Source organism: Saccharothrix sp. NRRL B-16348 (genome assembly GCF_001280085.1).
Taxonomy (GTDB): domain Bacteria; phylum Actinomycetota; class Actinomycetes; order Mycobacteriales; family Pseudonocardiaceae; genus Actinosynnema.
The window spans coordinates 17,474-42,429 of record NZ_LGED01000194.1; the positions used below are offsets into that span (position 1 = coordinate 17,474).

Sequence of the window (24,956 nt, forward strand, 5' to 3'; positions counted from 1 at the left end):
TTTGTCGTGTCGTCGTTCAGAGTGCCGGGACCCCGACGACCGCCGGGCTGAACAGGACGTCCATCTCGGGTCGCAGACCGACTTCCGGGCCGGTGCGCGGGGTCGGGGTGGTGATGAGGATGTTGTAGTGGTTCGGGTGGTGGCAGGCGTCGAAACCGAGGACGACGCCGACGAACTCGCCGTCGCACCACACCTCGTCGCCGCGGTCGATCACGCCGGCGTTGTCGATCTCCACGAACCCGAGGAACGCCACCCGGTCGATCCGCGTGCCCGCTGCCGTGTCCTCGTGGTCGGTGGTCACCAGCTCGTGCACCTCGCCACGGCGCACGCACCGGCTCGCGAACGGCTCCAGCCGCATCCCGCGGTTGTCGCGTCGGTGCACCAGCACCTTGACGACCCGGCTGCCCACCGCCCGCTTCTCGCCGTCCTCCAGCATCAAGCACCCTCTCGTCGGTACACCTCGTCCACCAGGTCCAACGCGGCCAACCCGCCGTCACGCCACGCCGACCGGGCCGCCACGGCCGACGCGAAGTCCCTCAGGACGCCCTCGTACTCGTGCCACAGCGAGCCCTTGAACTCGTCGTAGCCCTCGAGCATGTCCGCGCTCAGCACGGTCCCGTCGGCCAGCCGCGCGGTCACGTCCTTGGTCTCGCCGGGGTGCGACCAGTCCAACTCGACCACCGCCGGCGCGGTGCCGCGCACGTGCAGCACCGCCTGCCGGTCGATGCCCGCCACCCGCGTGACCCGTGCGGACTCCAACGTCACCTCGCCGAGGAACAGCCGCACCAGGTCCAGCGCGTTCGGCCCGTTGTCGGCCACGCACCCGCCGCCGGACCGGGCCGGGTCGAGGTACCAGCGGTCGTCGCCGACGTGCTCCTCGATCCGCTCCAGGTAGCGCACGGTCAGCGCCACGATCGGCGGAGCGCCCGCGAGCTTGTCCCGCAACGCCAGGACGTTCGCGTTGTACCGGCGGTGGAACGCGGTGAACAACGCCACGTCCCGCGCCCGCGCCGCCTCCGCCACCGCCAACCCGTCACGCAGCGTCGTCGCCAACGGCTTCTCCACGCACACCGGCAACCCACGCTCGACCGCGTCCGCCACGACCGCCGCGTGCACGTCGTTGGGCGCCGTCACCACCACCGCGTCCACCCCGCCCGCGTCGAGCATCGCCCGGTGCGACCGGTGAGCGGGCACGCGATGACCCGCCAACGCCCGCTCGTCCAGATCGCACACGGCGGCCAGCTCAAAGCGCGGCGAGGCCTCGATCGCGGCCAGGTAGAACCGCGAGATCACCCCCAACCCGACCACACCGAGCCGGATCAACGGCAGCCCACCGCCCCGCGCCTCGCCGGACACCGGTTCGACCCGTGGCCTGCCCGAGTCCGATTCACCCATCCGCGACCTGCCCGCTTCCGACCTGCCCGCTTCCGACCTGCCCGCTTCCGACCTGCCCGCTTCCGACCTGCCCGCTTCCGACCTGCCCGCCTCCGACCCGGTCACCCGGCGGCCCGCAGGGCGGGCGCGATCGAGCGCAACTCCTCGTACAGCTCGTCCGGCACCGGGACGCCGTGCACCCGCCGCCACCGCGCGCGTTCACCCTCCTGCCACCCCGGGTAGGTCACCGGCCTGCGCGGGTCGGCCGGCTTGGCGCCCGCCACCGCCCCGAACAACGCCGCCGCGTCCTCACCGAACCCCGGCCGCAGCGCCGACGGCGCGAGCACCAGCGCCATCACCCCGATGTCGTCGTCCCGCGACACCGACGACAGCGGTCCCATCGCCGCACCCGGCACCAGCGCCGCCAGCACCTCCACCAGCAGCCCCAGCCCGAAACCCTTGTACGCGCCCGTCTCCGGCGCCCCGCCCAGCCACAGCAGCCGCCCGTCACCCCGGTCGAACGCCTCCGGATCGGTCACCGGCGTCCCGTCCGGCGACGCCAGCCACCCCGGCGGGATCTCCTCACCGGCCCGTGCCGCCGCCCGCACCCGACCTGTCGGCACCACGGTCGTGCTCATGTCCAGCACGAACGGCGGCCGGTCGCCCGCCGGGCAGGCCAACGCCAACGGGTTGGTGCCCAGCAGCGGCTCCCGGCCGTCCGGCGCGGGGGCGATGCGCTGACCGCCGCAGTTCGACGCGATCAGGCCGACCATCCCGTGCGCCGCCGCACGGGCCGCGTGGTACCCGGCGCAGCCGATGTGCGTCGCCCCGCGCAACGTCACCATCCCGATCCCGTACCGCGCCGCGCGCGACGCCGCCAACTCCACCGCCTGCGACGCCGACCACAACCCGAGCGCCCGACGCGCGTCGGCCAGCACGGACGCGCCGCGATCGGCGATCACCGCCATGTCGGCCGCCGGCGCCGTCCGCCCGGAGTCGAACAGCGGCAGGTACAGCCGGGTCAGGTTCACCAGCCCGTGCGTGCTCATCCCGGTCAGGTCGCCGTGGCACAACGCCTCCGCCGCGACCGCCGCCCGGTCCGGTGGCACGCCCCGTTCCCGGAAGACACCGGCGACGGTGGACAGCAGGGTGGGGTAGGGCACCAGGACGGTCATGCTCCTCCGTTCCGCGCGAACCTCACGACGATGTCCCGCACCACGTCGGCGAACCGGTCGAGGTCGGCAACGTCGGCGTGCTCGCCGCGCGCGTGGGCGTTGTTGGCCTCCAGCGATCCGGGGCCGAGGACAGCGGTGTGCGCGCCCGGCACGTCGGCCAGCCAGATCGCGTCACAGGTGAACGCGGGCTCGTGCGCGGGCCAGCGCGGCACGACGCCGTCCAGCAGCGGCACGTCCTGGGGCGGCAGCGCGGGCAGCCCGCGCTTGCGCCACACCAGCCGGGTGATCAGGGCGGCGTCGACGGCGGTGCGGTGGAACGGCGGCACACCGCGGAAGCGGGCGGCGAACTCGGCCAGCCCTTCCCGCAGCGCGGCGTCCAGCGCCACGGCCAGCACCCGCGCGGACGCCGTGCTGCCGTAGGAGAGGTTCAGCAGCAGCTCGCCGCTGCCGTACACGCGGTTGTGCATCCGGCCCGTGTGCAGCCCGGCCACGCACACCTGGCCGTCCGGCACCCGGCCGGCCAACGCGCCCGCCAGGTGCTGGGCCAGGAACCCGAGCAGCACCGACGCGTTGTGCCCCGCCTGCGGCTGGTCGTCGATCGCGTCCTCGCCGCGCACCTGCACGCACGCCGTCATCGCGGCCGTCGAACGGGGCAGGTAGCGCATCCCGGTCGGCTCGCAGAACACGTTCAGGCTGCCGTGGTACCCGGCTTCGACCAGCGGACGGGTGCCGAACACGCCCATCGCGCCGCCCTCCTCGCCGGACACCGCCTGGATCAGCACGCTCGCGTCCCGCCCCACCGCCGGATCGGTCATCGCGGCGCGGACACCGGCCAGCAGCGCCACCGCGGGCCCCTTCGCGTCGATCGCGCCGCGCCCGTGGAACCGGACGCCGTCGAACCCGGCCGGCTCGAACGGCGCGACCGTGTCCAGGTGCACGTTGAACATCACCACGGGATCGGCCTGGCCGACCCGCAGCACCAGGTTCGGCTGCCGGGCCAGGAAGTCCGGGTCCTCGGCGATGGCCTCCCGCACCACGGCGGGCACGTCGTGCCGCAGCACGTCGGCCTCACGTGACGGCCCCAGGTGGACGGTGCGCATCCCGAAGCACTCGGCCGCCTCCGAGTACGCGTGCACCGCGTCCCACAGGCACACCTCGTCGGTGGTCTCCAACGGGCCCGCGGTCGGCAGCGCGAGCAGCCGCAGCAGCAGGTCGCGATCCTCACCGATCACCGCACGGCTCCCCTCGCCCAGGGTCCGATCACCGCACCAGCCCGGCCATCGCCCGGCCGGCCGCCACGAACGCGGAGGCCGCGTCCGGGCCGAGCGCGCCCGACTCGTGCGGGCGCAGCGACACGTGCGGCTCCAACGACCACGCGCCCCGATAACCGTTGGCGCGCAACAGCTCCACGCAGTCGGCCACCCGCGCGTCACCCGAGCCGGGCAGCACGAACCGGTCACCCGACGCGTCCTTCACGTGCACGTGCTCGACGTGCGCGACCACCTCGCGCAGCAGCGCGTACCCGTCGTAGCCGTGCGCGACGCCGTTGCCGGTGTCGAAGAGCAGCTTCAACGCCGGGTTGTCCACCGCGTCGAGCAGGTCCAGCGCGCGTTCCGCGCTCGTGCCCGCCCACCCGGAGCAGTTCTCGTGCAGCAGCACGACCCCGGCCGCCTCGGCGAGCTCGGCGAGCATCGACACCCGCGTGATCACCCGGTCGCGCCACCGCCGTTCGGACAGGCCCGCGTTCGGGTAGGACATGATCCGCACGTACCGGGTGCCCAGCGCGGCGCAGCGGCGCAGCAGCACGTCCAGCTCGGCCAGGTCGTCCTCGAACGGCGTGCTGATCGGCCGGGCCCAGCCGCCGATCCGCGAGGCCAGGCACACCACCCGCACGCCCTGCGCCGCCAGGTCTTTCGCCACCACCGCGAACTCGTCGTCGTCCAGGTCCGCCACCGCCCGCCCGTCCACGGTGCGCAGCTCCAGGTGCGACCAGCCCAGCTCGGCGAGCACCGCCACCTGGCCCGCCAGGTCCTGCGCGGCCTCGTCCGCGATGCCCGCCAGCACGGGCTCAGCGGACATGCGCGGCCACCGGGCCGGGCGACGCCTCGCCACGCGCGGCGGGGATCACCGGCTCGGCGCAGATGTTCTTGGCCACCGACAGCAGCTGCACCACGTCGGTGGCGAACGCGAACCCCCGCGCGTGCTGGTCGCCGGCGGCGTGGAACAGCCGGTAGGCGCGCAGCACCCACTCGGTGAGCGAGTCGTCCCGCAGCACCTCGTGCTCGCGCCGCCCGTTGACCGTGACGGTGAGCTGCGCGTGGTCGTCGTCGTCGCTCACCGCGAAGTGGCCGACCGCGCTGCCCTTCTCGAACTCCACCGTGATCCGGCGCTCCCGCACCGGCGAGGTGAGGTCCGAGCTGATCTCCGTGCGCACGCCGCTGTTGTGCCGCAGCCCGATCCGCGCGCCACCCATCCGCGGCACGACCACGTCGCCCACGGTCAGGTCGTGCCCGGCGGCGTGCGTGACCCGCGCGCTGCCCGCGAGCCGCAGCGCCAGCGCCACGCCGTGCGGCAGCTCCACGTCGAACGCCGTCTGGTGGCTCGGCCTGGTCAGCGACCGGCGGAACCGGGGCTTGTTCTGCACGATCGAGATCGACTTCGGCTCGCCGAGCGTGCCGCCGCGCATCAGCTCCATCAGCCGCACGGTGAGCGAGCTGGTCAGCCACGGCTCGACCACCGCGATCCGCAGCCCGTGCTTGCGGCGCAGCCGGATCACCCGGGCCAGGTCGTCGGTGTCGGCGGCGAGCGGCTTCTCCGCGATCACGTTGCGGAAACCGCGTTCGGCGAGTTCGACCATCACCTCGGCGCGCACGGACGGCGGCGTGCACACGTGCGCGACCGTGTCGGCCGGGTCGAGCAGGGTGGCGGCCTCCGCCAGGCTGCCCACCATCGCCAGACCCGGTCGTTCCGCGGGCAGCCGCCGCGGGTCGCACGCCACGATCGGTCGGTCGTCGAACAGCTGTCGGACCGAGGTCCGCGCCCTGGCCAGCACCGGCAGGTGCAGGTCCGCACCGGCTCGGCCCAGTCCCACGACGAGTGTGCGCACTAGTGAGGCCCCGTCTTGTCTCGTCCGGTCTCGAAGGCATCGGGAATGAGCGATGTCCGCTCGTCAATTGATGGCCCCGACGTTGTCCCAATCGCGAAGGTATGTCAACTCCGCGCCGACGAGTTGACCAGGAAGAGTGAACTGGCCGGTGGTCGGCCGCCGGCCCGGTGACCTGCCATACGCTCGGTCGGGAAGCGGTGACCGCGGAGGTGAGTGCGCTGACCGTGCCATTCTTCACGCAATCGGCGACATTTTCCGGATTGTGGCCGATAACGCGCCGGCACATTGTGGAAGTCATCCGTAACGGCAAGTACTCGCACGGGCGGAAAGTCCTGGAATTGGAAAGGGCGCTGGCCGCGTACACCGGGGCCGCGCACGTGGTCGGGGTGAACAGCGGCACCGACGCGCTCGTCCTGCTGCTGCGGGCGTGCGGCCTGCGGCCCGGCGACGAGGTGGTCGTGCCCGCGTTCTCGTTCATCGCGTCGGCGTCCTCGGTGGTGCTCGCGGGCGGCAGGCCGGTGTTCGCCGACATCGAGCCGGACGGCTACGGCCTCGACCCGGCCTCGGTCGCCGCGGTCGCCGGTCCGCGCGCCCGGTTCGTCATGCCGGTGCACCTGTTCCACCACCTCGCCGACCTCGCCGGCCTGGGCGAGGTGGCCCGCCGGCTGGACCTGACCGTGGTCGAGGACAGCGCCGAGGCGATCGGCATGCGGCACGACGGCGTGCACGCGGGCCTGCTCGGCGCCGGGGGAGTGCTGTCGTTCTTCCCGACCAAGACCCTCGGCGCGCTCGGCGACGCGGGCGCGGTGATCACCAACGACCCGGTGATCGCCGAGACGGTGGGCGCGCTGCGCCACCACGGCCGGTTCGGCCGCACGATCGACAACTTCCCCGGCATCTCCACCGGCACGGGCGCGGTCGGGGTGAACAGCAAGATGGACGACGTCCAGGCCGCCGTGCTGCTGGCCAAGCTGGACCGGCTCGACAGCGACATCCGCCGCCGCGCGGCGCTGGCCCGTCGCTACGCCGACGGCCTGGCCGGCGTGCCGGGCGTGCGGAAGCTGCCGTCGGTGTTGTCACGGCGGGGGAGCGTGCGCGGCGTGTTCTACGTGTACGTGGTCGAGGTCGACCGGCGTGACGACCTGGCCGCGCACCTCGCCGGACGCGGCATCGGCACGGAGACCTACTACCCGACGCCGCTGCACCTGCAGCCGTGCTTCGCCGACCTCGGCCACCGGCCCGGCGACTTCCCCCACGCGGAGGCGGCCTGCCGCCGCACCCTCGCGCTGCCGCTGTACCCGGACCTGCCGGCCGGCGACGTCGACCGGGTGTGCGCCGAGATCCGCTCCTTCTACCTCGGAGAGCGCGTGTGACGATCCCGTTCTTCCCGCCGGACCTGTTCGACGGCGACCTGCTGCTGGAGGTGGTGGAGGAAGTCGGCCTCGCGCCGGACCAGCGGTTCATCCTCGGCGCGCGCACCGCGGAGTTCGAGGCGGCGCTGCGCGACGCGCTCGGCGTCGCCGACGCGGTGGCGTGCGGCAGCGGCACGGCGGCGTTGACGCTGGTGCTGCGCGCGATGGGCGTAGGTCCGGGCGACGAGGTGATCGTGCCCGCGTACGGGTGCGCGCCGCTGGCGTCCGCGCCGTCGGTCCTGGGCGCCACGCCGGTGTACGCCGACGTGGACCCGTGGACGATGGTGGTCGACCCGGCCGAGGTTGACAAGCTCGTCGGCGAGCGCACCAAGGTGATCATGCCCGCGCACGTGTTCTCGGTGATGGCGGACATGCCCGCGTTGCGGCGGATCGCCACCGGTGCGGGCGTGCGGCTGCTGGAGGACTCCGCGGTCGGGCAGGGCGGCGTGCTCGCCGGACGGCCGGCCGGGACCTGGGGCGACGCGGGCGTGTTCTCGTTCGTGCAGGTCAAGACGTTCGGCATGCCCGGCGAGGGCGGGATGGTCGTCACCGGCGACCCGGCCCTGGCCCGCGAGGTGCGGATGCTGCGCAACCACGGCCAGGACGGCGTGCACCGGTTCCTGCACCACCGGGTCGGCTACAACAGCCGGTTCGACGAGGTGATGGCAGCCTTCCAGCTGCGCCGCCTCGCCGGCCTGCCCGACCGGCTGGAGCGGCGGGCGCGGATCGGCGAGTACTACACCTCCCGGTTCGCCGACCTGGCCGGCCGCGGCGTGCTCGCCCCGCCGCCCGGACGGGACGGGCGCTGCTACTACGTCTACTCGCTGCTGGCCGACCGGCGTGACGCGCTGCGCGACCACCTCACCGCGCGCGGCATCGGCTCGCACGTCTACTACCAGGCGCCGCTGCCGCGTCAGCCCGCGTTCGCCGGGCACGCCCAGCCGGGCCGCGACTGGCCCGCCGCGGCGTCCGCCGCACGACGCCAACTGGCCATCCCCATCCACCCCCACCTGACCGACGCGCAGGTGGAACGCATCGCCGACGAGGTGTGCCGGTTCGCGGCCACGTCCGGCGCACACGGCTGAGGAGACCTCGATGACCACCACCATCGCGCCCGGATCCACGGGCGCGTACGTGAAGCTGGCCAAGCTCGACATCGTCGACTACTACCTCGGCGTCCTGGTGGTGTGGGCGCTGCTGGCGCCCGCGCTGCGGCTGGACGTCGGCGTGCTGACCACCATGGGCGTGTTCCTGGTCGGCGAGGTGCTCGTGATCGTCGCGATGGTCGCGCTGGACGACCTCACCGGCTACCGCGACGGCAGCGACATCCACAACTACGCGCCGGACGCGCCGGCCCGCAAGCTCGACCGCAAACCACTCGTCGCGGGCACGCTCACCGAGCCGCAGGTGCTGCGGTTCGCGCTGATCACCGCCGTGGTGGGGGCGGCGGTGTGGCTCGGCGCGCTGGCCGTCGCGCCGCACCGTCCGGTGTGGACGATCGCGCTGGTCGCGGTCACCTACTGCTTCGCCCTGCAGTACTCGTGGGGCGTGAAGCTGAGCTACCGCGGCTTCCAGGAGTTCTTCCTGGCCGCGCTGGGCTGGGCGCTGGTGCTCGCGCCGTACGGCCTGGCCACCGGTCGCGTCGACGGCGTGGTGGTCGTGCAGGCGCTGATCTTCGGCCTCGGTCCGCTGCTGTTCGGCGTCTACTCCAACACCAACGACGTCGAAGGCGACCGGCGGGTCGGCCGGCCGACCGTGGCGGCGCTGACCACGCCGCGCGGCAACCGGACCTTCGTCCGCGCCGTCTCGGCGTGCGAGCTGCTGCTGATCCTCGCACTGCCGCTGGTGGGCGGCCCGTGGTGGTTCCCGCTCGCGCTGCTGCCCACGATCCTGTTGCGGGCCAAGCAGTTGCGCGTCGGGTTCGGCGAGGGCGACATCCTCCGTGCCCGGCGGATCGGCATCGACGTGCACCGGGTGACCGTGGTGACGCTCGTCGTGGTGAACCTGGTGGTGCGGTGATGGACCTCGACGTCGCGGTGATCGGCGCGGGGATCGCCGGCCTGGCCGCCGCGCACGAGCTGGCGCGGGCGGGACGCGAGGTGCGGGTGTTCGAGGCGGCCGACCACGTCGGCGGCCGGATGGCCACCCGCCGCGTGTCCGGGTTCGTGGTCGACACCGGCGCCGAGCAGATCTCCACCCGCGGCTACCCGCACACGTGGGAGCTGTTGCGGCGCCTGGGACTCGACGACGTGCCCAAGATCGGACGGCGGCTCGGCGTGTGGCGCCAGGGCCGGGTGCGACCCGGGCTGGCCCACCCGTCGGGCCTCCTCACCGGCGCGGGGCTGTCCGTGCGGGCACGGCTGGACTTCGCGCGCGCGTCGCGCGGCCTGGCCAAGAGGAGCACGGCCGACACCGAACGGCCCGAGGCGTCCCGGGTGGGCCGGGCCACCGTCGCCGAGTTCTGCGCGCCCTACCACCCCGACGTGCTGGAGTACCTGTGCCAGCCGGTCGTGTCGGGGTTCTTCGGGTGGCAGCCGGAACGCTCGGCCGCCGCGCCGTTCCTGGCCCTGCTCGGCGCGATCGGCCCGTCCACGGCGTGGCGCACCTACCACCGCGGCATGGACGTGCCGGCCCGGGCGCTCGCCGCGCGGCTCGACGTCACCACGTCGTTCCCGGTGCGGGAGGTCCTCGCCGGGCCGGGGTACGCCCGGATCACCGGCGACGGCGCGGAGCTGCGGGCCAGGTCCGTGGTGCTGGCCGTGCCCGCGCCCGTCGCCCGCCGGGTCTACGTGAACCCGCCCGAGCACGAGCGGCCGTTCCTGGACGCCTGCGCGTTCACCCCGATGGTGAAGCTGCACCTGATGCTGGACCACCGCCCCGAGTCGGACGTGTACCTCCTGGCCGTGCCGCGGTCGGAGAGCCCGTCGGTGTCGGTGGTGCTGTTCGACCACCTCAAGCACCCCGACCGCGCGCCCGAGGGCCGCGGCCTGGTCACCGTGATCGCGAGCCCGGCGGTCGCGCCGGCGCTGCTGGACGCGACCGACGACGAGGTGGTGTCCGCGCTCGCCGCCGAGGCCGAGCGCTTCGTGCCCGGCCTGCGCGCCGCCGTGACGGAGTCGGTCGTCCACCGGTTCCGCCACGGCCTGCCCGAAGCCACACCGAACGCCCTCGCGCTGCGCGGAGAGTTCGCGTCCCGTCTCGGCGGGGTCGTGGACTACGCGGGCGACTGGGTGACCCTGACCCCGTACAGCGAGGCGGCGGTGCGATCCGGCCGCCGCGCCGCCGCACGGGTCCGCGCCGTGCCGAGGAGGCAACCAGCATGAGGCCGCACGACATGGGCACGCTGTTCGACGAGGTCGCCGCGCGCGGCACGCACACCACCGTGCACCTGGACCGACCGTTCGACATCCTGCCGTCCGGGTACGGACCGGGCGTCGACTACACCGTGCCGCAGCTGGCCGGCCTGGTCCGAGAGGCCGCCGGCTGGCTGTACGAAGCGGGCGCGCGGCGCGGCGACCGGGTGGCGGTGGTGAAGCGGAACCACTACGACTACGACCTGCTCGCGTGCGCGGCGGTGCGGATCGGCGCGGTGCCCGCGCTGCTGTCCGGGCACCTGCCCGACGACGTGCTGGAGATCCTGCTCAAACGGCTCGACCCGGCGGTGCTGGTGACCGACCGCGTGCCGCCCGCCGGCCCGGCCCGCCGGGTGTTGGCGCTCGGACCGCCCGTGCCGGGCGCGTTGACGCTGGACGACGTGCGCGGCGCACGGGTGCCCGCGCCCCGGCGCAGGCACGACGACGACCCGCTCGTCATCAACCACACCTCGGGCACGACCGGTGTGCCCAAGCTCGTCGTGCACACGACCCGCACGCTCGTGCACCGGCTGGCCCGGTTCGAGGCGGTGCGCTGGCCCGTGATCGGCGTGCGCCGCGACGACGTCGTCGCCAACGCCGGCTCCTACGCGCACGGCCGCACGTTCTGCTGGACCGCCAGCGTGTTCTGCCTCGCGCCGCGCAAGGTCGTGCTGCTCAGCGAACCCGGTGCGGCCGAGTCGGTGCTGGCCCGCCACCGGCCCACGACCCTGGAGGCGCTGCCGTCGGCCTACGTGCGGTGGCAGCCGCTGGCGGCACGGCCGGACAACCCGTTCCGCGACGTGCGGCTGTTCGTCAGCACCTACGACGCCATGCACCCGCCGGCGATGCGGGCCATGCTGCACGCCTCCCGCCGCAGGCGTCCACTGTGGATGCAGGGCTGGGGCCAGACCGAGACGGGCCCGCTGACGTTCCGCTTCCTCACGCGCCGCACCCTCGACCGCTCGCCCGACGCCCGTGACCTGGGCCGTCCGGTGCCCGGCCGGACCAGGCTGCGCGTGGTGGACCCGGTGACGCTCACCCCCGTGCCGCGCGGGCACAGCGGGCTGGTGCTGGCCCGCACGGCGGCCCGCTGCGCCGGGTACGTCGGCGAGCAGGACCGGTGGCACGCCAAGAACGACGGGCCGTGGTGGAACACCGGCGACCTCGGCGTGCTGACCCGCGGCGGCGCCGTGCGGCTGCTCGACCGCGAGGTGGACGCCGTGCCGGGGCTGAGCTGCCTGCGGATCGAGGACCTGGTCGAGGACCGGCTGCCCGAGGTGGTCGAGTGCGTCGTGCTCGGCACACCCGGCCGGCCGCCGATCCCGGTGCTCGTGACGTCCGGCCCGCTGGACCCGGCGGCATGGCGGCACGCGGTCGCCGACCTGCCGCCGATGGCCGACCCGCACGTGCTGGCCTGGGACGACGTGCCGCGCACCGCCACCGGCAAGGTGCGCAGGCTCGACCTGCTCACCCGGCTGGCCGGCACCGCCGAGACCCACGGCAGCGGGCGGTGGACGTGACCACCTACGTGTTCGACCAGGCGCACGTCGCCGAGCAGCACCGCTGCCTGGCCGCCGCCTACGACCCGGTGACCTTCGCCCGGCTCGCGCAGACCGGGGTCCGGGCCGGCTGGCGGTGCCTGGACGTCGGCGCGGGCGGCGGCAGCGTGGCCCACTGGCTCGCCGGACGTGACGCGACCGTGCTGGCGACCGACGTGCAACCCGAGCACGTGCCGCCCGCGCCCCGGCTCACCGTGCTGCGGCACGACGTGGTGTGCGACCCGCTGCCCGACGCCGCGTTCGACCTGGTCCACGTGCGGCTCGTGCTGCGGCACCTGCCCGAGCGGGACGCCGTGCTGCGCAAGCTCGTCGCCGCGGTGAAACCGGGAGGCTGGCTGCAGGTGGACGAGTTCGACAACTCCTACAGCCCGGTGCTCCTCGCGCCGGACCGGGACGCCGCCGAGCTGTACGAGACGTTCCTGGCCGTCAAGGAGAGCGTGTTCGAGGCGTACGGCGTGGACGGCGCGTGGGGACGCAAGGCGGCCGGCGCGATGGTCGAGGCCGGGCTGGTCGACGTGGACCCGCGAGTGGTGGTGCACCCGTGGCGGGCCGGGTCGCCGGGCGTGCGGCTGCTCGCGCACACCACGCACATGTTGCGGGACAAGCTGGTGGCGGCCGGGATGAGCGACGCGCAGCTCGCCGCCGTGCGCGAGGTGCTGGCCGACGACCGGTTCATGGCCACGTCGCCGGTCGTCTACTCGGTGCACGGGCGGCGGTCCGCATGACCTCGACGTTGACGGCCGTGCCGTGGTCAGGGCCGGTGGACCTGCCGCTGGGCGGCGAGCTGGACGTGCAGGCGGCGTGCGGGCTCATGCACGTGCACGGCAGGCGGTTCGGGCGGCCGACCGCGCTCGGCCTGGACTACGCCTCGATCGTGGCGTCCGAACTCGACGCGATCGGCGCGTCCGCGCTGGAAGTGGCGCGATTGCGCGGTGTCCCGCTCGACGCGGTGTCGACGTCGGTCGCGCAGGCGGCGTTGCTGGCGGTGTCGCAGTACCTGGCGGCGGCCACGGCCGACGAGCCGGACCCGGTGCCGACGGGGGTCGGCGGGCCGCCGTTCCTGTCCGCCGACGGGGTGGCGTTCGAGGTCGAGGCGCTGGACGCCGAGGTGTGGCGGCGGTTCTGGGCGGCGTTGGACGCCGAGCCGGGCGCGGTGGCGGCGGCGTGGCGGCCGTTCCAGCACCGGTTCGCCACGGCGACGTGCCCGTTGCCGCCGGAGCTGACCGGGCTGACCGCGCGGTTGCCGATCGTGCGGCTGGAACGGGTCGCGACGTCGACCGGGATGACGTTGGTGCGGGTGGCGCACCGGGCGGTCGACGACGTGCCGCCGTACGTAGTGCGGCCGTTGGGGACGGGCTCGGCGCCGGTCGGCGGGGCGTCCGACCCGGGTGTGCTGCCGTTGTCCGGGCTGGTGGTGCTGGAGTCGTGCCGGCGGGTGCAGGGGCCCATGGCCGGGCACCTGTTGTGGCAGTTGGGCGCGACCGTCGTGCGCGTCGAGCCGCCCGGTGGAGACCCGCTGCGGGGCGTGCCGCCGATGGCCGGTGACGTGTCCGCCCGCTTCCACGCGGTGAACCGGGGCAAGCGGGTGGTGACCGTGGACCTCGGCACCGTGGCCGGGCGGCGCGAGCTGCTCGAGCTGGCGTCGGGCGCGGACGTGTTCCTGCACAACTGGGGGCCGGGGAAGGCCGCCACGTGGTCGTTGCGGGCCCGGGACGTCGCCCGCGTGCGGCCCGGGATCGTGTACGCGCACGCGTCCGGCTGGGGCGACGCCTTGGGTCCGCGGCCGCCGTTGGGCACGGACTTCGTGGTGCAGGCGCACGCCGGGGTGCCGCCGTCGCTGATGACGATCGTGGACGTGTTCGGCGGCGTGGTGTGCGCCCGCGGTGTCGTGGACGCGCTCGGGCGGCGGATCCGGACCGGGACGGGGCAGTCGGTGGCGTCGTCGTTGCTGTCGGCGGCGTCGCGGCTCAACGCGCGGGCGACGCGGCGGTGCACGGCGCCGTTGCGGGTGCCGGTGTGCACGGATCTGGTTTCGCTGGCGCGGGATCGGCGGTTCGCGCGGGCGTTGGTGACGGACGGGTGCGTGGTGCCGGGACCGGTTTGGGGGTTCGGATGACGTGGACGTCGTCGACCGGGGTCGTGGTGCGCGACCTGGTGCCCGCCGCGTTGCGCCGGTCCTGGGTTTCGGCAGGTCATTGCCCGGATCGGGATCTGTACTCGTTGTTCCGGGAGCGGGTGGCCGCGCACCCCGGGCGGACCGCGGTGATCGACTCCGCGGGGTCGTGGGACTACGCGTCGTTGGACCGGGCGGTGAGGTGGCAGGCGAGGTTACTCCGTGGTTATGGCCCTTCCGACATCATCGGTGTCGACGTGCCGAACGGGCGAGAGGGGGTGGTGGCGGAACTGGCGGTGGCGGCGGTCGGCGGTGTCGCGGTGCACCTGCCCGACGGTGTGTCGCCCGTGGCGGGCACGGGTTCGCCGGTGGCGAGCACGGTGATCACGGACGTGTCGGAGGCTGTGGCGGCGGCATCTGACCCGGCTCGTGAGGCGCCGTGGTCGCCGGTGGCGGTCGACCCGGAGGCTCCGGCGCGGATCCTGGTGTCGTCGGGGTCGGAGTCCACGCCGAAGCTGGTCGCCTACTCGCACAACGCGTTCGCCGGCGGTCGGGCGAACTACGTGCGGGCGGTGCACGGGGCCACGGCGGTGCCGCGCGATCTGGTGCTGGTGCCGTTGGCGTCGGCGTTCGGGTCGTTCGGGGCGGCGATCACGTTGTGCCGGTGGGGCGGGACGGTGCTGCTGATGCGGCGGTTCGACGCGGCGGCGGCGTTGCGCGTGGTGGCGGAGCACCGGCCGACGCACGTGTTCGGCGTGCCCACGATGCTGCGGCGGATGGCGGCTCTGGCGTCCACTGTGGACACCTCGTCGCTGCGCGCGGTGGTGTCGAGCGGTGACGTACTGACGCCTGAGGCTCTGGCGGAGGCACGGGCGGCGTTCGGCTGCCCGGTGATCAACGTCTACGGGTCGTCGGACGGCGTGAACTGCCACACGGCGACGCCGGAGCACGGGGTGGGCCGGCCGGATCCGGCGGTCACCGACATCCGCGTGGTGGACGGCGAGATCTGCGCGCGGGGGCCGATGACGCCGCTGTGCTACGTCGACGCGCCCGAGTTGGACCGGCGGCACCGCCTGCCGGGCGGCTGGGTGCGGACCGGCGACGAGGGGTTCTTCGCCGCCGACGGCACCCTGCACGTGGTGCGCCGGCTGAAGCGGGTGGTGATCCGCGGCGGGTACACCATCAGCCCGGCCGAGGTGGAACGGGCGCTGGACGGTCACCCCGAGGTGGCCGAGGTGGCGTGCGTGCCCGTGCCGGACCCCGACCTGGGCGAACGGCTGTGCGCGTGCGTGGCCGTGCGGCCCGGCCGGCCTGCGCCGTCGCTCGGGCAGCTGACCGCGTTCCTGCGCGACCGCGGCCTCAGCCGCCGCAAGCTGCCCGAACACCTGGTGGTGCTGCCGGAACTGCCGCTGGGGCGAACGGGGAAGGTCTGCCTGCCGACGGTCACCCGACTGGCGGCCGAACGGCACGCGGGCGGGCGTCGGGATGTCGTGGGAGGAGGTGAGGCTTGATCTGTGCGAGGTCGTGGCCTTCGGGCGGCGGGCTGTGGTGCCCTTGGGCCGGGCCTCCGGCTCTGGTCGGAGGTGGTGGTGAAGCGTGATCTGCGCGTGGGCGCCGGGTTAGTGGCCTTCGGGCCGCGGGTTGTGGTGTCGATGGGACCGGCTGGACCGTGTGCCTGCCGGCGGTCGAGTGGTGGGTACGTAGGCGTCAGGGCGTCGTTGGAGGTGGTGCGTGGTGAGGCTTGATCCGTTCGCCGGTCCGGGGTTCGCGGCGTTGGGCGCGTTGGGCAAGGCCGTGGACGGCGTGGACCTGCCCGTCGGGTTCGTCGAACTGGTGCGGTTGCGGTGTTCGCAGATCAACGGGTGCACCTACTGCATCCGGCTGCACGGCGAGGCGGCCGTGGCGGCGGGGGAGACGCGCGACGTCTCTGACTGGCGCACCGATCCCGCGTTCACCGAGCCGGAACGGGCGGTGTTGGCGCTGGCCGAAGCGGTGACCCTGGTGCACGACGGGCACGTACCGGACACCGTCCTCGACGCGGCGATCCACGCGATCGGCGAGGTCCGGACCCAGCAAGTCGTGTGGGCGGCGACCGTGGTCAACGCCTACAACCGGCTGGCGATCAGCGCGCGCCTCACCTGACCGCTCCGGCCGCGCGCGGGACTTGACCCGCGCTTGGCCCTTGGCTGTGTCCAGGCACTTGACCGCGTTCAGCTCCGGAGGCCGACCACCGGGGCGGGCGTGCCGCCGAACGCCGTGCGGGTGACCACGATCGCGCCGGGGGCGGCGACGAGGCGGACGTCCGAGCGGCCGCGTGAGCCCGAGCCGTCCAGGCGGACGGGGGTGGAGGTGGGCGGTGAGCCGTCCAACGGTTGTGTCACCACGGTCAGCTCGCGGCCGTTGTCCTCGCACGTCCGCACGTAGGTGGTGCGCGTCGTGAGGTCCGCCGTGCGTCGGGGACAGGCCTCGACCGAGAGCCGGGTGGTCGTGCCGGTGGTCGGGTCGAGCGCGAGTAGACCGGTGACCTGGCCGCCTTCGTCCTCCTCCACCAACGGCGTGACACCGGCGTCGGCGCGCACGGCCCACGACTGCTCCGGCCGGGACAGCACCCGTCCGGTCTCGGTGTCCAGCAGTCCGTTCGGCACGGCGTCCGGCGTGGTCTGCGCACCGAACGTCTGCAGCCGGACGACGGCCCCGTCCGACGTGGCGCGCAGCTGGACGTCCTGCCGCTCCCCATTCGTGTCACCGCGCCGAAGTTCGTGCCGCCACCGTTCCTCACCGGTCACTTCGTCCAGGGCGGTGACATCCAACCTGTCCGGGCACTCCACGGGCACCAGCACGGTCGTGCGGCCCTGGGCCACCTGCCCGAACCACGACGTGCAGCCGGCAGGCGGCGACCAGCGCCACCGCACCCCGCCGTCGCGGATGTCGTAGCCGGTGATGACCTCGTTGTCGCGCAGTGTCAGCACTTGCGCGCCGGGCATCACCTGATCGGTTTCCACCAGCACGGACCGGACCACCATCTCGAACCGGGGCGTGCCGGTGTCCGCATCCAGCACCACCACCGACTGCGCCCTCGTGTCGTGCAGAGAACGGAAGGACACCACGACGGTCCGTCGGTCGATCGACGCCACCAGCGAGCCGACCGGCGCACCCGGCCGTGCGTACCGCCACTCGACCCGCCCGTCGTTGCCGTTCAACGCCACCACGGCCCCGTCCCGAGTCGCCACCGCCACCCCGTGCAGGGCCGGCACGACGTCCACCACGTCGGCGGGCGGCTGCCAAGCCCACTGCCTCCCACCGGGCCGCTCGGCCAAGGGCCCCGGCGGGAAGTCCCGAGCCTCCCGAGTCTCCGACCGGACGATCACCGCCTGCGCCCCCGCCGGTGCCAGGAACGCCGCCACCGCAACCACCACCACCGCAAGAACACCGACCGGCCGCACCCGCCACCCACCAGACCTACTGCGACCCCTCACCTCACCACCGGACACCGCCCGCAACCCCGCGACACCCTCGGCCCCCGGCCCCACCAGCCGTTCCGCCGGCCGCCCCGCCACACCCTCGGCTTGCTGCCCAGCCAAACCCTCGGCCGGTTGTCCCGCCACGCCTTCCGCTGGCTGCCCTGACACGCCTTCCCCCGCTTGCCCCGCCGCATCTGCCGCCGGTTGCCCGGCCACGCTCTCGGCGAGGTGCGCCGCACTGGGTTCGGCCGGTGTTGCCTGCGGTTCCGGCATGACTTCGGCAGAGGCGGCTTGGTGTGCTGCGTCCTCCCTCGGCCCGCGATGTTCCGCCGACCCGTCGACCGCCCGCGTGCGCCGTCCCACCAACCCGACCGCGCCGACCGCCACCGCGAGCGAACCCACCGCCAACACCGGCAAATCGTCACCGGTCAGGCCGATCAGCAAGTCGGACACCAGGAGCCACCACACCGCGACGGCCAACCCGACGCCCGCCACCGCCGCGACCACCCGGGTCGAACGTTGTCGACCGCCGACGGTCAGTGCGGCCGCGAGCACGACACCCACCGCCACCCCGATCACCGTGACGTCCGCCTCCGGCCGGGGCACACCGCCCGACCGGAACGGCGCCCACACGGCGCACAACGCACCCACCACCGTCATGTAGCGCAGCATCTCGGCACCTCCCCGCGTGGGACGGGAAGCGTCGGGATTCCGTTCCACCCCGGTGCCACGACGATCCCACGCCGCGCGACTACGTCTCATCGACCTCAGCGGAAGTGAGCACCGGGACACAGGGGGTCACGTGGCGGCGCAGGCCGTGGATCATCGGGCCGCCGAGGAGGCCTCGGGTGGGCAGGCCGCCACCGACGATGGGGCAGAATCGGCCCGGTGAGCACCAACTGGGCAGGCAACTTCACCTTCTCCGCCGCGCGGACCGCGCACCCGACGTCCGTCGGGGAACTCCAGGACGTCGTCCGTGACGCCGAGTCGGCCCGCGTGGTCGGCGCGGGGCACTCGTTCAGCACGATCGCCGACACCGGCGGCACGCTGATCAGCCTCGACCGGATGCCCGAGGTGTTCGAGGTGCGCGACGGGTCGGTGCGGGTGGGTGCCGGGACGCGGCTCGCGCGGCTCGCCGAGCGGTTGCACGCCGTCGGTCTCGCGCTGCCGGCCATGCCGTCGCTGCCGCACATCACGATCATCGGCGCGTGCGCCACCGCCACCCACGGCTCGGGCAACGACATCCCGTCGCTCGCGAGCCTGGTCCGCTCGCTCGACCTGGTCGCGGCCGACGGCACCACCCGCACCCTGAGCAGGGGAGACGCCGGGTTCGACGGCGCCGTGGTGGCGTTCGGCTCGCTCGGCGTGGTGGTGGCCGTCGAGCTGGACGTCGTGCCGACCTTCGACGTCGAGCAGCGGGTCTACCAGGACATGCCGTTCGACGCCCTGGTCGACAACGTGGACGCAGTGTTCGCCAGCGCCTACAGCGTCAGCGCCTTCACCACGTGGCAGGGCGTGGCCCACGTGTTCGCCAAGCACCGCACGACCGACACCAGGCACGACCTGGCCTGGACCGGCGCGACGCCCGCCACCGAGCCGGTGCACCCGGTGCCCGGCCAGCCCGCCCTGCACTGCACGACCCAGCTCGGCGTGCCCGGCCCCTGGCACGAACGGCTACCGCACTTCCGCGCCGACTTCACCCCGAGCGTCGGCCGTGAGCTGCAGTCCGAGTACTTCGTGGCCCGCGAGCACGCGGCCGACGCGCTGCGGGCGCTCAACGACCTGTCCGCCGAGATCGCGCCCGTGCTGCTGACCTCCGAGGTCCGCACGATCGCCGCCGACGCGCAGTGGCTCAGCCCGGTGCACGACCGGCCGAGCGTGGCGTTCCACTTCACCTGGCACCCGGACGACGCGGCCGTGCGCGCCGTCCTGCGCAAGATCGAGGCGACGCTGAGCCCGTGGCGTCCCCGCCCGCACTGGGGCAAGTTGTTCGAACTGGCCGACCCCGGTGAGCGGTACCCGCACTGGGCCCGATTCGCCGAGCTGCGCGGCGAACTCGACCCCACCCGCACATTCCGCAACCCCTTGATCGACGGCTGGTTCACCGGATAAGCGCCTCCGGAGCCGCCCTCACAATCGCGCGAATCGCCGCAGCCCTTCCAGATCGGGCACGACCACGTCACGCCGCAGGTGGCTGACCACCACACCGGCCTTGCGCAGGTCGGCGAACGCCTTCTCGGCCGTGCGCGGCTTCATCCCGGCGATCGAGGCCAGCTCCACCTTGGTCAACGGGATGCCGAGCACCCAGCCGCCGACCTCCTGGCGGCCGTGCGCGCCGACCAGCTCGGCCAGCACCCGCGCGACCCGTTCGGCGGCGGTGTGGGACAGGAAGTCGCGCCGCCGCCGGTTGGCCCACCGCAGCTGGTCGTCGATGACGCCGATCAGCTCGACGAACCCGTCGTTGCGGCGGTGCAGGAACCCGTGCAGCTCGGCGCTCGTGATCAGCTTCGCCGACACGTCGCCGCACGTCACGACCGTCGCCGACCGGGGCTTGTGGTCCAGCGCGGCCAGCTCGCCCACCAGGTCGCCCGCGACCCGCACGGTGAGCACCGCGGTGTCCCCGCTCGCGTCGTTGACCAGCACCTTCACCACGCCTTCGAGCAGCAGGAACACGTGCGTGTCGGTGGCGTCCTGGACGATCAGCTCGCGGTCGGCGGCGTAGCGGACCGTGGTGCCCAGCGACATCAGCTCCTGCCTGCTGCTCTCCCTCAGCCGCGCCAGCAGCGTGCCCGGCGGCCACTCCGCCGCCGTCACGTGCTGCCGCGCCGCGGGCGTGCTCGGCTTCGCCGTGGCCAGCGACCGGCCCGCGTCGGCGAACGACGCGTAACCCCGCTCGAACGACGGGTCGGGCCCCACCCCGGACAGCAACGCCTCGCACGCCCGCCGCTGCTCGTCCAACGCCCGCACGGCCAGGTGGTCCGCGCCCAGCGCCGACACCGCCCGCATCGACGCGTCGCGCACCACGTCCAGCAGCCGTTGCGCCTGCCCGCGGGTGCCGTCGAGGTGGGCCAGCTCCAGCTCGGCCGCCGCCAGGTTGGACGTCGCGATCACCGAGTGCGGGTGGTCCGCGCCCAGCCGGGTGGCGGTGCGGTCCGCGGCCGAACGCAGACTGGGCAGGGTGAGCCGGGCCCGTTCGGCGGACCGGCGCACCCTGGCCAGCTCGAACTCCGCCGACGCCAGGTTCGCCTGCGCCACCAGCGCCCGCGGGTGGTGCGCGCCCAGCGCGTTCAACGCCCGGTCGGTCGCGTCACGCAGGTCGGTCAACGACTCGGCGACCTCCTCGGCGTCACCGTGGTCGCGGGCGATCCGGAACCGCGCGCACATCAGGTTCAGCCGCAGCACGCACGTCTGCGGGTGGTTCGACCCGAGCACCGCGGCGTTGCGCTGTAACGCCAGCTCCAACGCGCCCGTCTCGCTCGGTTTCGCCTGCTCCACGGCCACCGCCACCGACCCGACCGCGACCGGGTCGGGCACCGGCAGCGGGTCCAGGAAGTCGCCGACCACCTGGCGCAACGGCGCGCCGCGGCCGAACGCGGCGGTCGGCGGCCTGCGCCGCACCTGGCGGGGCGCGGTCGTGCCCGGCTCGCGCCGACCGCGGGCCACCGACGCCAACGCCTGCAGGTCACGCACCCGTGACGCCTCCGGCCCGGTCGGGTCCACCAGCGCCAGCATGGCGATCAGCAGCGCGTCCGCGGCGTCGGCGGAGCCGATCCGGGTCAGCGCGGCGGCGCAGCGCAGCAGGCGGTCCACGTCGCGGCGCGCGCTGAGCGCGTCCAGCGAGCGCGCCAGGTCCACCGCGAGGCGGCGGGCCGCCTGCCGGTCCGGCGCGGACCGGGCCAGTACTGCTTCGAGTTCGACCATACGGCTGTTCATCCGGCACCCCAGGTGGTTGCTCGGTCCGCGACGGCGCGGTTCCTGCGTTCGGACGCCGTGTTCCGGCGTTCGGGCGCGGGGACTCGTGCCGCCGGAGTGGAATCCTCGTCCATAGCGGCGATATCGGTTGCTCCGGGCATTCGTTAGCGCATCCCTGACATTGTTACGGTACGAATGGTCGGATGTCCGACCGTTATCCGCACTATTGCGGAAAACCGTGCAAGTTTTTTGTCGTAGTGAACCCCGCGCAACCCGTCCTTGGCGAGATCGACGTTCCGCACGGGAGGACCCCTCGGATTTCCGGCCGTGCCGGAGCGCGCCGGGGCACGCGGAAATCGCCGGTGGCGTGCGACGCGGGCCGCCGGCCGCCGTGGCACAGTGATCGCATGCGGGTGGGGGTGTTGGGGCCGCTGGAGGTCACGGCGGACGGCACGGTGGTCGAGGTCGGCGGCGCCAGGGTGCGCGCGCTGCTGGTCCGGTTGGCGGTGGCCGCGGGTCGGGTCGTCACCACCGAGGAACTGGCCGACGCGCTGTGGCCGGACGACCGGCCGGCGGACGAGGTGGCCGCGGTCCGGTCCCTGGTGTCCCGGCTGCGCCGTGCCCTGCCCGCCGACGTGCTGCGGTCCGCGCACGGCGGCTACCGGCTCGACCTGCCCGCGGACGCCGTCGACGCGCTCCGGTTCGACCGGCTCGCCCGCGAGGCCAGGGCCGCGTTGACCGCGGGCGACCCGATGACCGCGCGTCGCCTGGCGGCGGACGCGTTGGCGCTGTGGCGCGGACCGGCGTTGGCCGACGCGGCGGGCGCGCCGTTCGCGGTCGGCTACGTCGCGGGCCTGGACGAGACGCGGCTGGCCGTCGTGGAGGACGGCGCCGCGGCCGACCTGGCGTGCGGCCGGGCCGAGCACCTGGTCGCCGACCTCACCGACCTCGCCGCCCGGCACCCGCTGCGCGAACGGCTGCAAGCGCTGCTGCTGCGCGCCCTCGTCGCGACCGGACGCCCGGCGGAGGCCCTGGTCGCCTACGAGGAGATCCGCCGCCGGTTCGCCGACGAACTGGGCGCCGACCCCGGCCCCGAGCTGCGCGAGACGCACCAGGAGATCCTCCGCGCCGAACCCGCCGACCAGCCGCGCGCCGGCAACCTGCGGCTGCCGCTGACCAGCCTGGTCGGCCGGTCCGCCGACCTCGACCGGGTCGCCGGGCAGCTCGCGGGCCACCGACTGGTCACCCTCGTCGGACCGGGCGGCGCGGGCAAGACCCGCCTGGCCACCACGGTCGCGGCCCGGCTGCCCGGCGGCGCGTGGCTGGTCGAGCTGGCGTCGGTGACCGACCCGGACGACGTCGCGCCCGCCGTGCTCGGCGCGCTCGGCCTGCGCGACCAGCGCGCCGTCGACCGGCCCGTGGCGCTGGTCGACACCATGACCCGGCTGGTGGACGTGCTGTCGCGCACCGAGGCCGTGATCGTGCTGGACAACTGCGAGCACCTGGTCGGCGCGGCGGCCCGGTTCGCCGACGAGCTGCTCGGCCGCTGCCCGCGGCTGAGGGTGCTGGCCACCAGCCGCGAACCGCTCGGCGTGTACGGGGAGGTGGTCAGCCCGGTGCCGCCGCTGGACGGTGACGCGGCCGTGCGGCTGCTCGCCGAACGCGCCGCGGCGGTGCGGCCCGGCTTCGCCGTCACGCCGGACAACGCCGAGGCCGTCGCGGAGGTGTGCCGCCGGCTGGACGGCCTCCCGCTGGCCATCGAACTGGCCGCGGCCCGGCTGAGGTCGCTGTCGGTGGAGCAGCTGGCCGCCCGCCTCGACGACCGGTTCCGCCTGCTCACCGGCGGCAGCCGCACCGCCATGCCCCGGCACCAGACGTTGCGCGCGGTGGTCGCGTGGAGCTGGGACCTGCTGTCGGAGCCCGAACGGGACTTCGCCGCGCGGCTGGCCGTGTTCCCCGCCGGCTTCGACCTGGAGGCCGCCGAACGGCTCGCCGGCGACGACGCGTTCGACCTGCTCGCCGCCCTGGTCGACAAGTCGCTGGTGCAGGTCGTCGACGGCGCCCGCTACCGGATGCTGGAGACGATCCGCGAGTACTGCCTGGAACGGCTGGCCGAAGGCGGCCGGGTGGCCGCGGCGCGGGCCGAGCACGCCGGGTACTTCCGCGACCTGGCCGAGACCGCCGAACCGCACCTGCGCGGCAAGGACCAGCTGACCTGGATCTCCCGGCTGGAAGCGGAGCGGGACAACTTCATCGCCGCGCTGCACTTCGCCGCCGACAACGGCGACGCGGACACCTCGGTGCGCCTGGCCGCCGCGATGAGCATGTTCTGGACCATGCGCGGCAACCGGGCCGAGTCGGTGCCGTGGCTGCGCCTCGCGCTGGCCGTGCCGGGGGAGGCGCCCGTCACCGCGAGACAGGTCGCGTCGGCGTTCCTGCTGGTCAACAACGCGGTCACGGGCGGCTTCCAGGACCTGGACGACCACCTCGCCCGGCTCGCCGAGCTGGCCGCCGAGTCCACCGGCGAGCACCCCGTGCTGGTGCTGCTGGAGCCGATGGCGGGGCTGCTCATGGACGACGCGGAACGGGCGTTGGCGGCGGTGGACGAGCGGCTGGACACGGCGGACCCGTGGACGCGCGCCGTGTTGTGGATGGTGCGCGGCGCGGTGCGGGAGAACTCGGGCGACCTGCGCGGCGCGCGGGACGACATCACCACCGCGATCACCGGGCTGCGCGAGGTGGGCGACCGGTTCGCCTTGGCGCAGGCGCTGACCGGGGTGGCCGAGGCGCACCTGGGTTTCGGCGAGCCGGAACCGGCGATGGCGGCGCTGGAGGAGTCGATCAGCCTGCTCGCCGAGCTGGACCCCGACGACGACGCCGCGAACGAACGCATCCTGCTGGCCACCGCGCACCTGCAGCTCGGCGACGTGGCGCGGGCCCGCGCGGACTGCCTGGCGTTGACCAGGCAGACGTCGCAGCCGTGGTCGGCGCGCGGGGTCGCGTTCGCCTGGCTCGTGCTCGGCGACCTGGCCCGGTACGAGGGCGACCTGGCGGCCGCGGAACGGCAGTACGAGGCTGCTCGGGAGTCGCTCGCGGGCGAGCCGCTGGTGATACCGCAGTTCCACGCGCGGATCCTGACGTCACGCGCGCACCTCGCCGTGGAGCGCGGTGACCACGAGGCGGCCGTGGAGGCGACCCGCACGGCCTTCGAGCACGCCATGTCGGCCAAGGACATGCCCATCCTGGCCAGGGTCGCGGTCGCCGAGGCGGCCGTGCGCGCCCACTTCGGCAACCCGACCGACGCGGCCCAGGCGCTGGGCGCCGCCGAGCAGCTGCGCGGCGCGCCCGACGCCCGCAACCCCGAAGTGGCACGACTCGCCGACCACCTGCGCGCCGACGTGGGCGACGCCGCCTACGACCTCGCCTACGCCACCGGCGTGGCCCTCGACCGCGCGGAAGCCATCGCGCTGATCCGGCCCGAGACCTGACCG

18 protein-coding genes and 1 pseudogene are annotated in these 24,956 nt (G+C 74.2%); 11 read left to right on the forward strand and 8 right to left on the reverse strand.

Going from position 1 to position 24,956, the window contains the following annotated elements; genetic code table 11:
* Window positions 1-16: 16 nt before the first annotated feature.
* The 6 genes and pseudogenes from ADK67_RS17910 to ADK67_RS17935 all read right to left on the reverse strand — a co-directional run bounded on the left by ADK67_RS17910 (window position 17) and on the right by ADK67_RS17935 (window position 5,640).
* The gene (locus ADK67_RS17910) at window positions 17-436 is read right to left on the reverse strand and encodes a DUF6917 domain-containing protein (protein WP_053717572.1); all 420 of its coding nucleotides are present in this window, start codon (window positions 434-436) and stop codon (window positions 17-19) included.
* A 2-nt stretch (window positions 437-438) separates the two neighbouring features.
* Window positions 439-1,395 (reverse strand): annotated as a pseudogene (locus tag ADK67_RS17915) (Gfo/Idh/MocA family protein); the annotation flags it as partial.
* A 101-nt stretch (window positions 1,396-1,496) separates the two neighbouring features.
* Window positions 1,497-2,549, reverse strand: a complete 1,053-nt coding sequence (locus ADK67_RS17920; protein WP_053717573.1) for an Ldh family oxidoreductase — start codon at window positions 2,547-2,549, stop codon at window positions 1,497-1,499.
* Complete coding sequence (locus ADK67_RS17925) at window positions 2,546-3,781, reverse strand: M20/M25/M40 family metallo-hydrolase (protein ID WP_053717574.1); 1,236 nt, start codon at window positions 3,779-3,781, stop codon at window positions 2,546-2,548. The genes ADK67_RS17920 and ADK67_RS17925 overlap by 4 nt, the downstream gene beginning before the upstream one ends.
* 28 nt (window positions 3,782-3,809) lie before the next feature.
* Window positions 3,810-4,628, reverse strand: a complete 819-nt coding sequence (locus tag ADK67_RS17930; protein WP_053717709.1) for a sugar phosphate isomerase/epimerase family protein — start codon at window positions 4,626-4,628, stop codon at window positions 3,810-3,812.
* Window positions 4,618-5,640, reverse strand: coding sequence for a Gfo/Idh/MocA family protein (locus ADK67_RS17935; RefSeq protein ID WP_231648240.1), 1,023 nt, complete (start codon window positions 5,638-5,640; stop codon window positions 4,618-4,620). The genes ADK67_RS17930 and ADK67_RS17935 overlap by 11 nt, the downstream gene beginning before the upstream one ends.
* A gap of 302 nt (window positions 5,641-5,942) precedes the next feature.
* On the opposite strand from ADK67_RS17935, the gene ADK67_RS17940 reads away from it, so the two are divergent.
* The 9 genes from ADK67_RS17940 (at window position 5,943) to ADK67_RS17980 (ending at window position 16,234) form a co-directional block, all read left to right on the forward strand.
* Entirely contained in the window at window positions 5,943-7,028 is a 1,086-nt protein-coding gene (locus tag ADK67_RS17940) for a DegT/DnrJ/EryC1/StrS family aminotransferase (RefSeq protein ID WP_269436005.1), read from the forward strand.
* Window positions 7,025-8,152, forward strand: a complete 1,128-nt coding sequence (locus ADK67_RS17945; RefSeq protein WP_053717576.1) for a DegT/DnrJ/EryC1/StrS family aminotransferase — start codon at window positions 7,025-7,027, stop codon at window positions 8,150-8,152. The genes ADK67_RS17940 and ADK67_RS17945 overlap by 4 nt, the downstream gene beginning before the upstream one ends.
* Before the next feature lie 10 nt (window positions 8,153-8,162).
* Complete coding sequence (locus ADK67_RS17950; protein ID WP_053717577.1) at window positions 8,163-9,086, forward strand: UbiA family prenyltransferase; 924 nt, start codon at window positions 8,163-8,165, stop codon at window positions 9,084-9,086.
* The gene (locus ADK67_RS17955; RefSeq protein WP_053717578.1) at window positions 9,086-10,390 is read left to right on the forward strand and encodes an NAD(P)/FAD-dependent oxidoreductase; all 1,305 of its coding nucleotides are present in this window, start codon (window positions 9,086-9,088) and stop codon (window positions 10,388-10,390) included. Before ADK67_RS17950 ends, ADK67_RS17955 begins: the two co-directional genes overlap by 1 nt.
* Complete coding sequence (locus ADK67_RS53700) at window positions 10,387-11,940, forward strand: class I adenylate-forming enzyme family protein (RefSeq protein WP_082403551.1); 1,554 nt, start codon at window positions 10,387-10,389, stop codon at window positions 11,938-11,940. Before ADK67_RS17955 ends, ADK67_RS53700 begins: the two co-directional genes overlap by 4 nt.
* Window positions 11,937-12,704 (forward strand): class I SAM-dependent methyltransferase, encoded by a 768-nt coding sequence (locus ADK67_RS17965; RefSeq protein ID WP_331459315.1) that lies wholly within the window; start codon window positions 11,937-11,939, stop codon window positions 12,702-12,704. The genes ADK67_RS53700 and ADK67_RS17965 overlap by 4 nt, the downstream gene beginning before the upstream one ends.
* Entirely contained in the window at window positions 12,701-14,095 is a 1,395-nt protein-coding gene (locus tag ADK67_RS17970; protein ID WP_053717581.1) for a CoA transferase, read from the forward strand. Before ADK67_RS17965 ends, ADK67_RS17970 begins: the two co-directional genes overlap by 4 nt.
* On the forward strand, window positions 14,092-15,603 hold the full coding sequence (locus tag ADK67_RS17975) for a class I adenylate-forming enzyme family protein (protein WP_053717582.1): 1,512 nt from the start codon (window positions 14,092-14,094) through the stop codon (window positions 15,601-15,603). Before ADK67_RS17970 ends, ADK67_RS17975 begins: the two co-directional genes overlap by 4 nt.
* 223 nt (window positions 15,604-15,826) lie before the next feature.
* Window positions 15,827-16,234, forward strand: a complete 408-nt coding sequence (locus tag ADK67_RS17980; protein ID WP_053717583.1) for a carboxymuconolactone decarboxylase family protein — start codon at window positions 15,827-15,829, stop codon at window positions 16,232-16,234.
* Window positions 16,235-16,302: 68 nt separating this feature from the next.
* Here ADK67_RS17980 and ADK67_RS54680 read toward each other — a convergent pair whose 3' ends face one another.
* Window positions 16,303-18,225, reverse strand: a complete 1,923-nt coding sequence (locus ADK67_RS54680; RefSeq protein ID WP_053717584.1) for an outer membrane protein assembly factor BamB family protein — start codon at window positions 18,223-18,225, stop codon at window positions 16,303-16,305.
* A gap of 216 nt (window positions 18,226-18,441) precedes the next feature.
* Here ADK67_RS54680 and ADK67_RS17990 point away from each other — a divergent pair, with 216 nt between their 5' ends.
* The gene (locus ADK67_RS17990) at window positions 18,442-19,665 is read left to right on the forward strand and encodes an FAD-binding protein (protein WP_197289499.1); all 1,224 of its coding nucleotides are present in this window, start codon (window positions 18,442-18,444) and stop codon (window positions 19,663-19,665) included.
* 18 nt (window positions 19,666-19,683) lie between these two features.
* Here ADK67_RS17990 and ADK67_RS53715 read toward each other — a convergent pair whose 3' ends face one another.
* Entirely contained in the window at window positions 19,684-21,486 is a 1,803-nt protein-coding gene (locus ADK67_RS53715) for a Crp/Fnr family transcriptional regulator (RefSeq protein WP_231648242.1), read from the reverse strand.
* A gap of 386 nt (window positions 21,487-21,872) precedes the next feature.
* Between ADK67_RS53715 and ADK67_RS18000 the strand changes: the two genes are divergently transcribed.
* Window positions 21,873-24,953 carry a BTAD domain-containing putative transcriptional regulator gene (locus ADK67_RS18000; protein WP_053717586.1) on the forward strand — a complete coding sequence of 1,027 codons (3,081 nt, stop codon included), beginning with the start codon at window positions 21,873-21,875 and terminating at the stop codon, window positions 24,951-24,953.
* The last annotated feature ends 3 nt before the right edge of the window (window positions 24,954-24,956 follow it).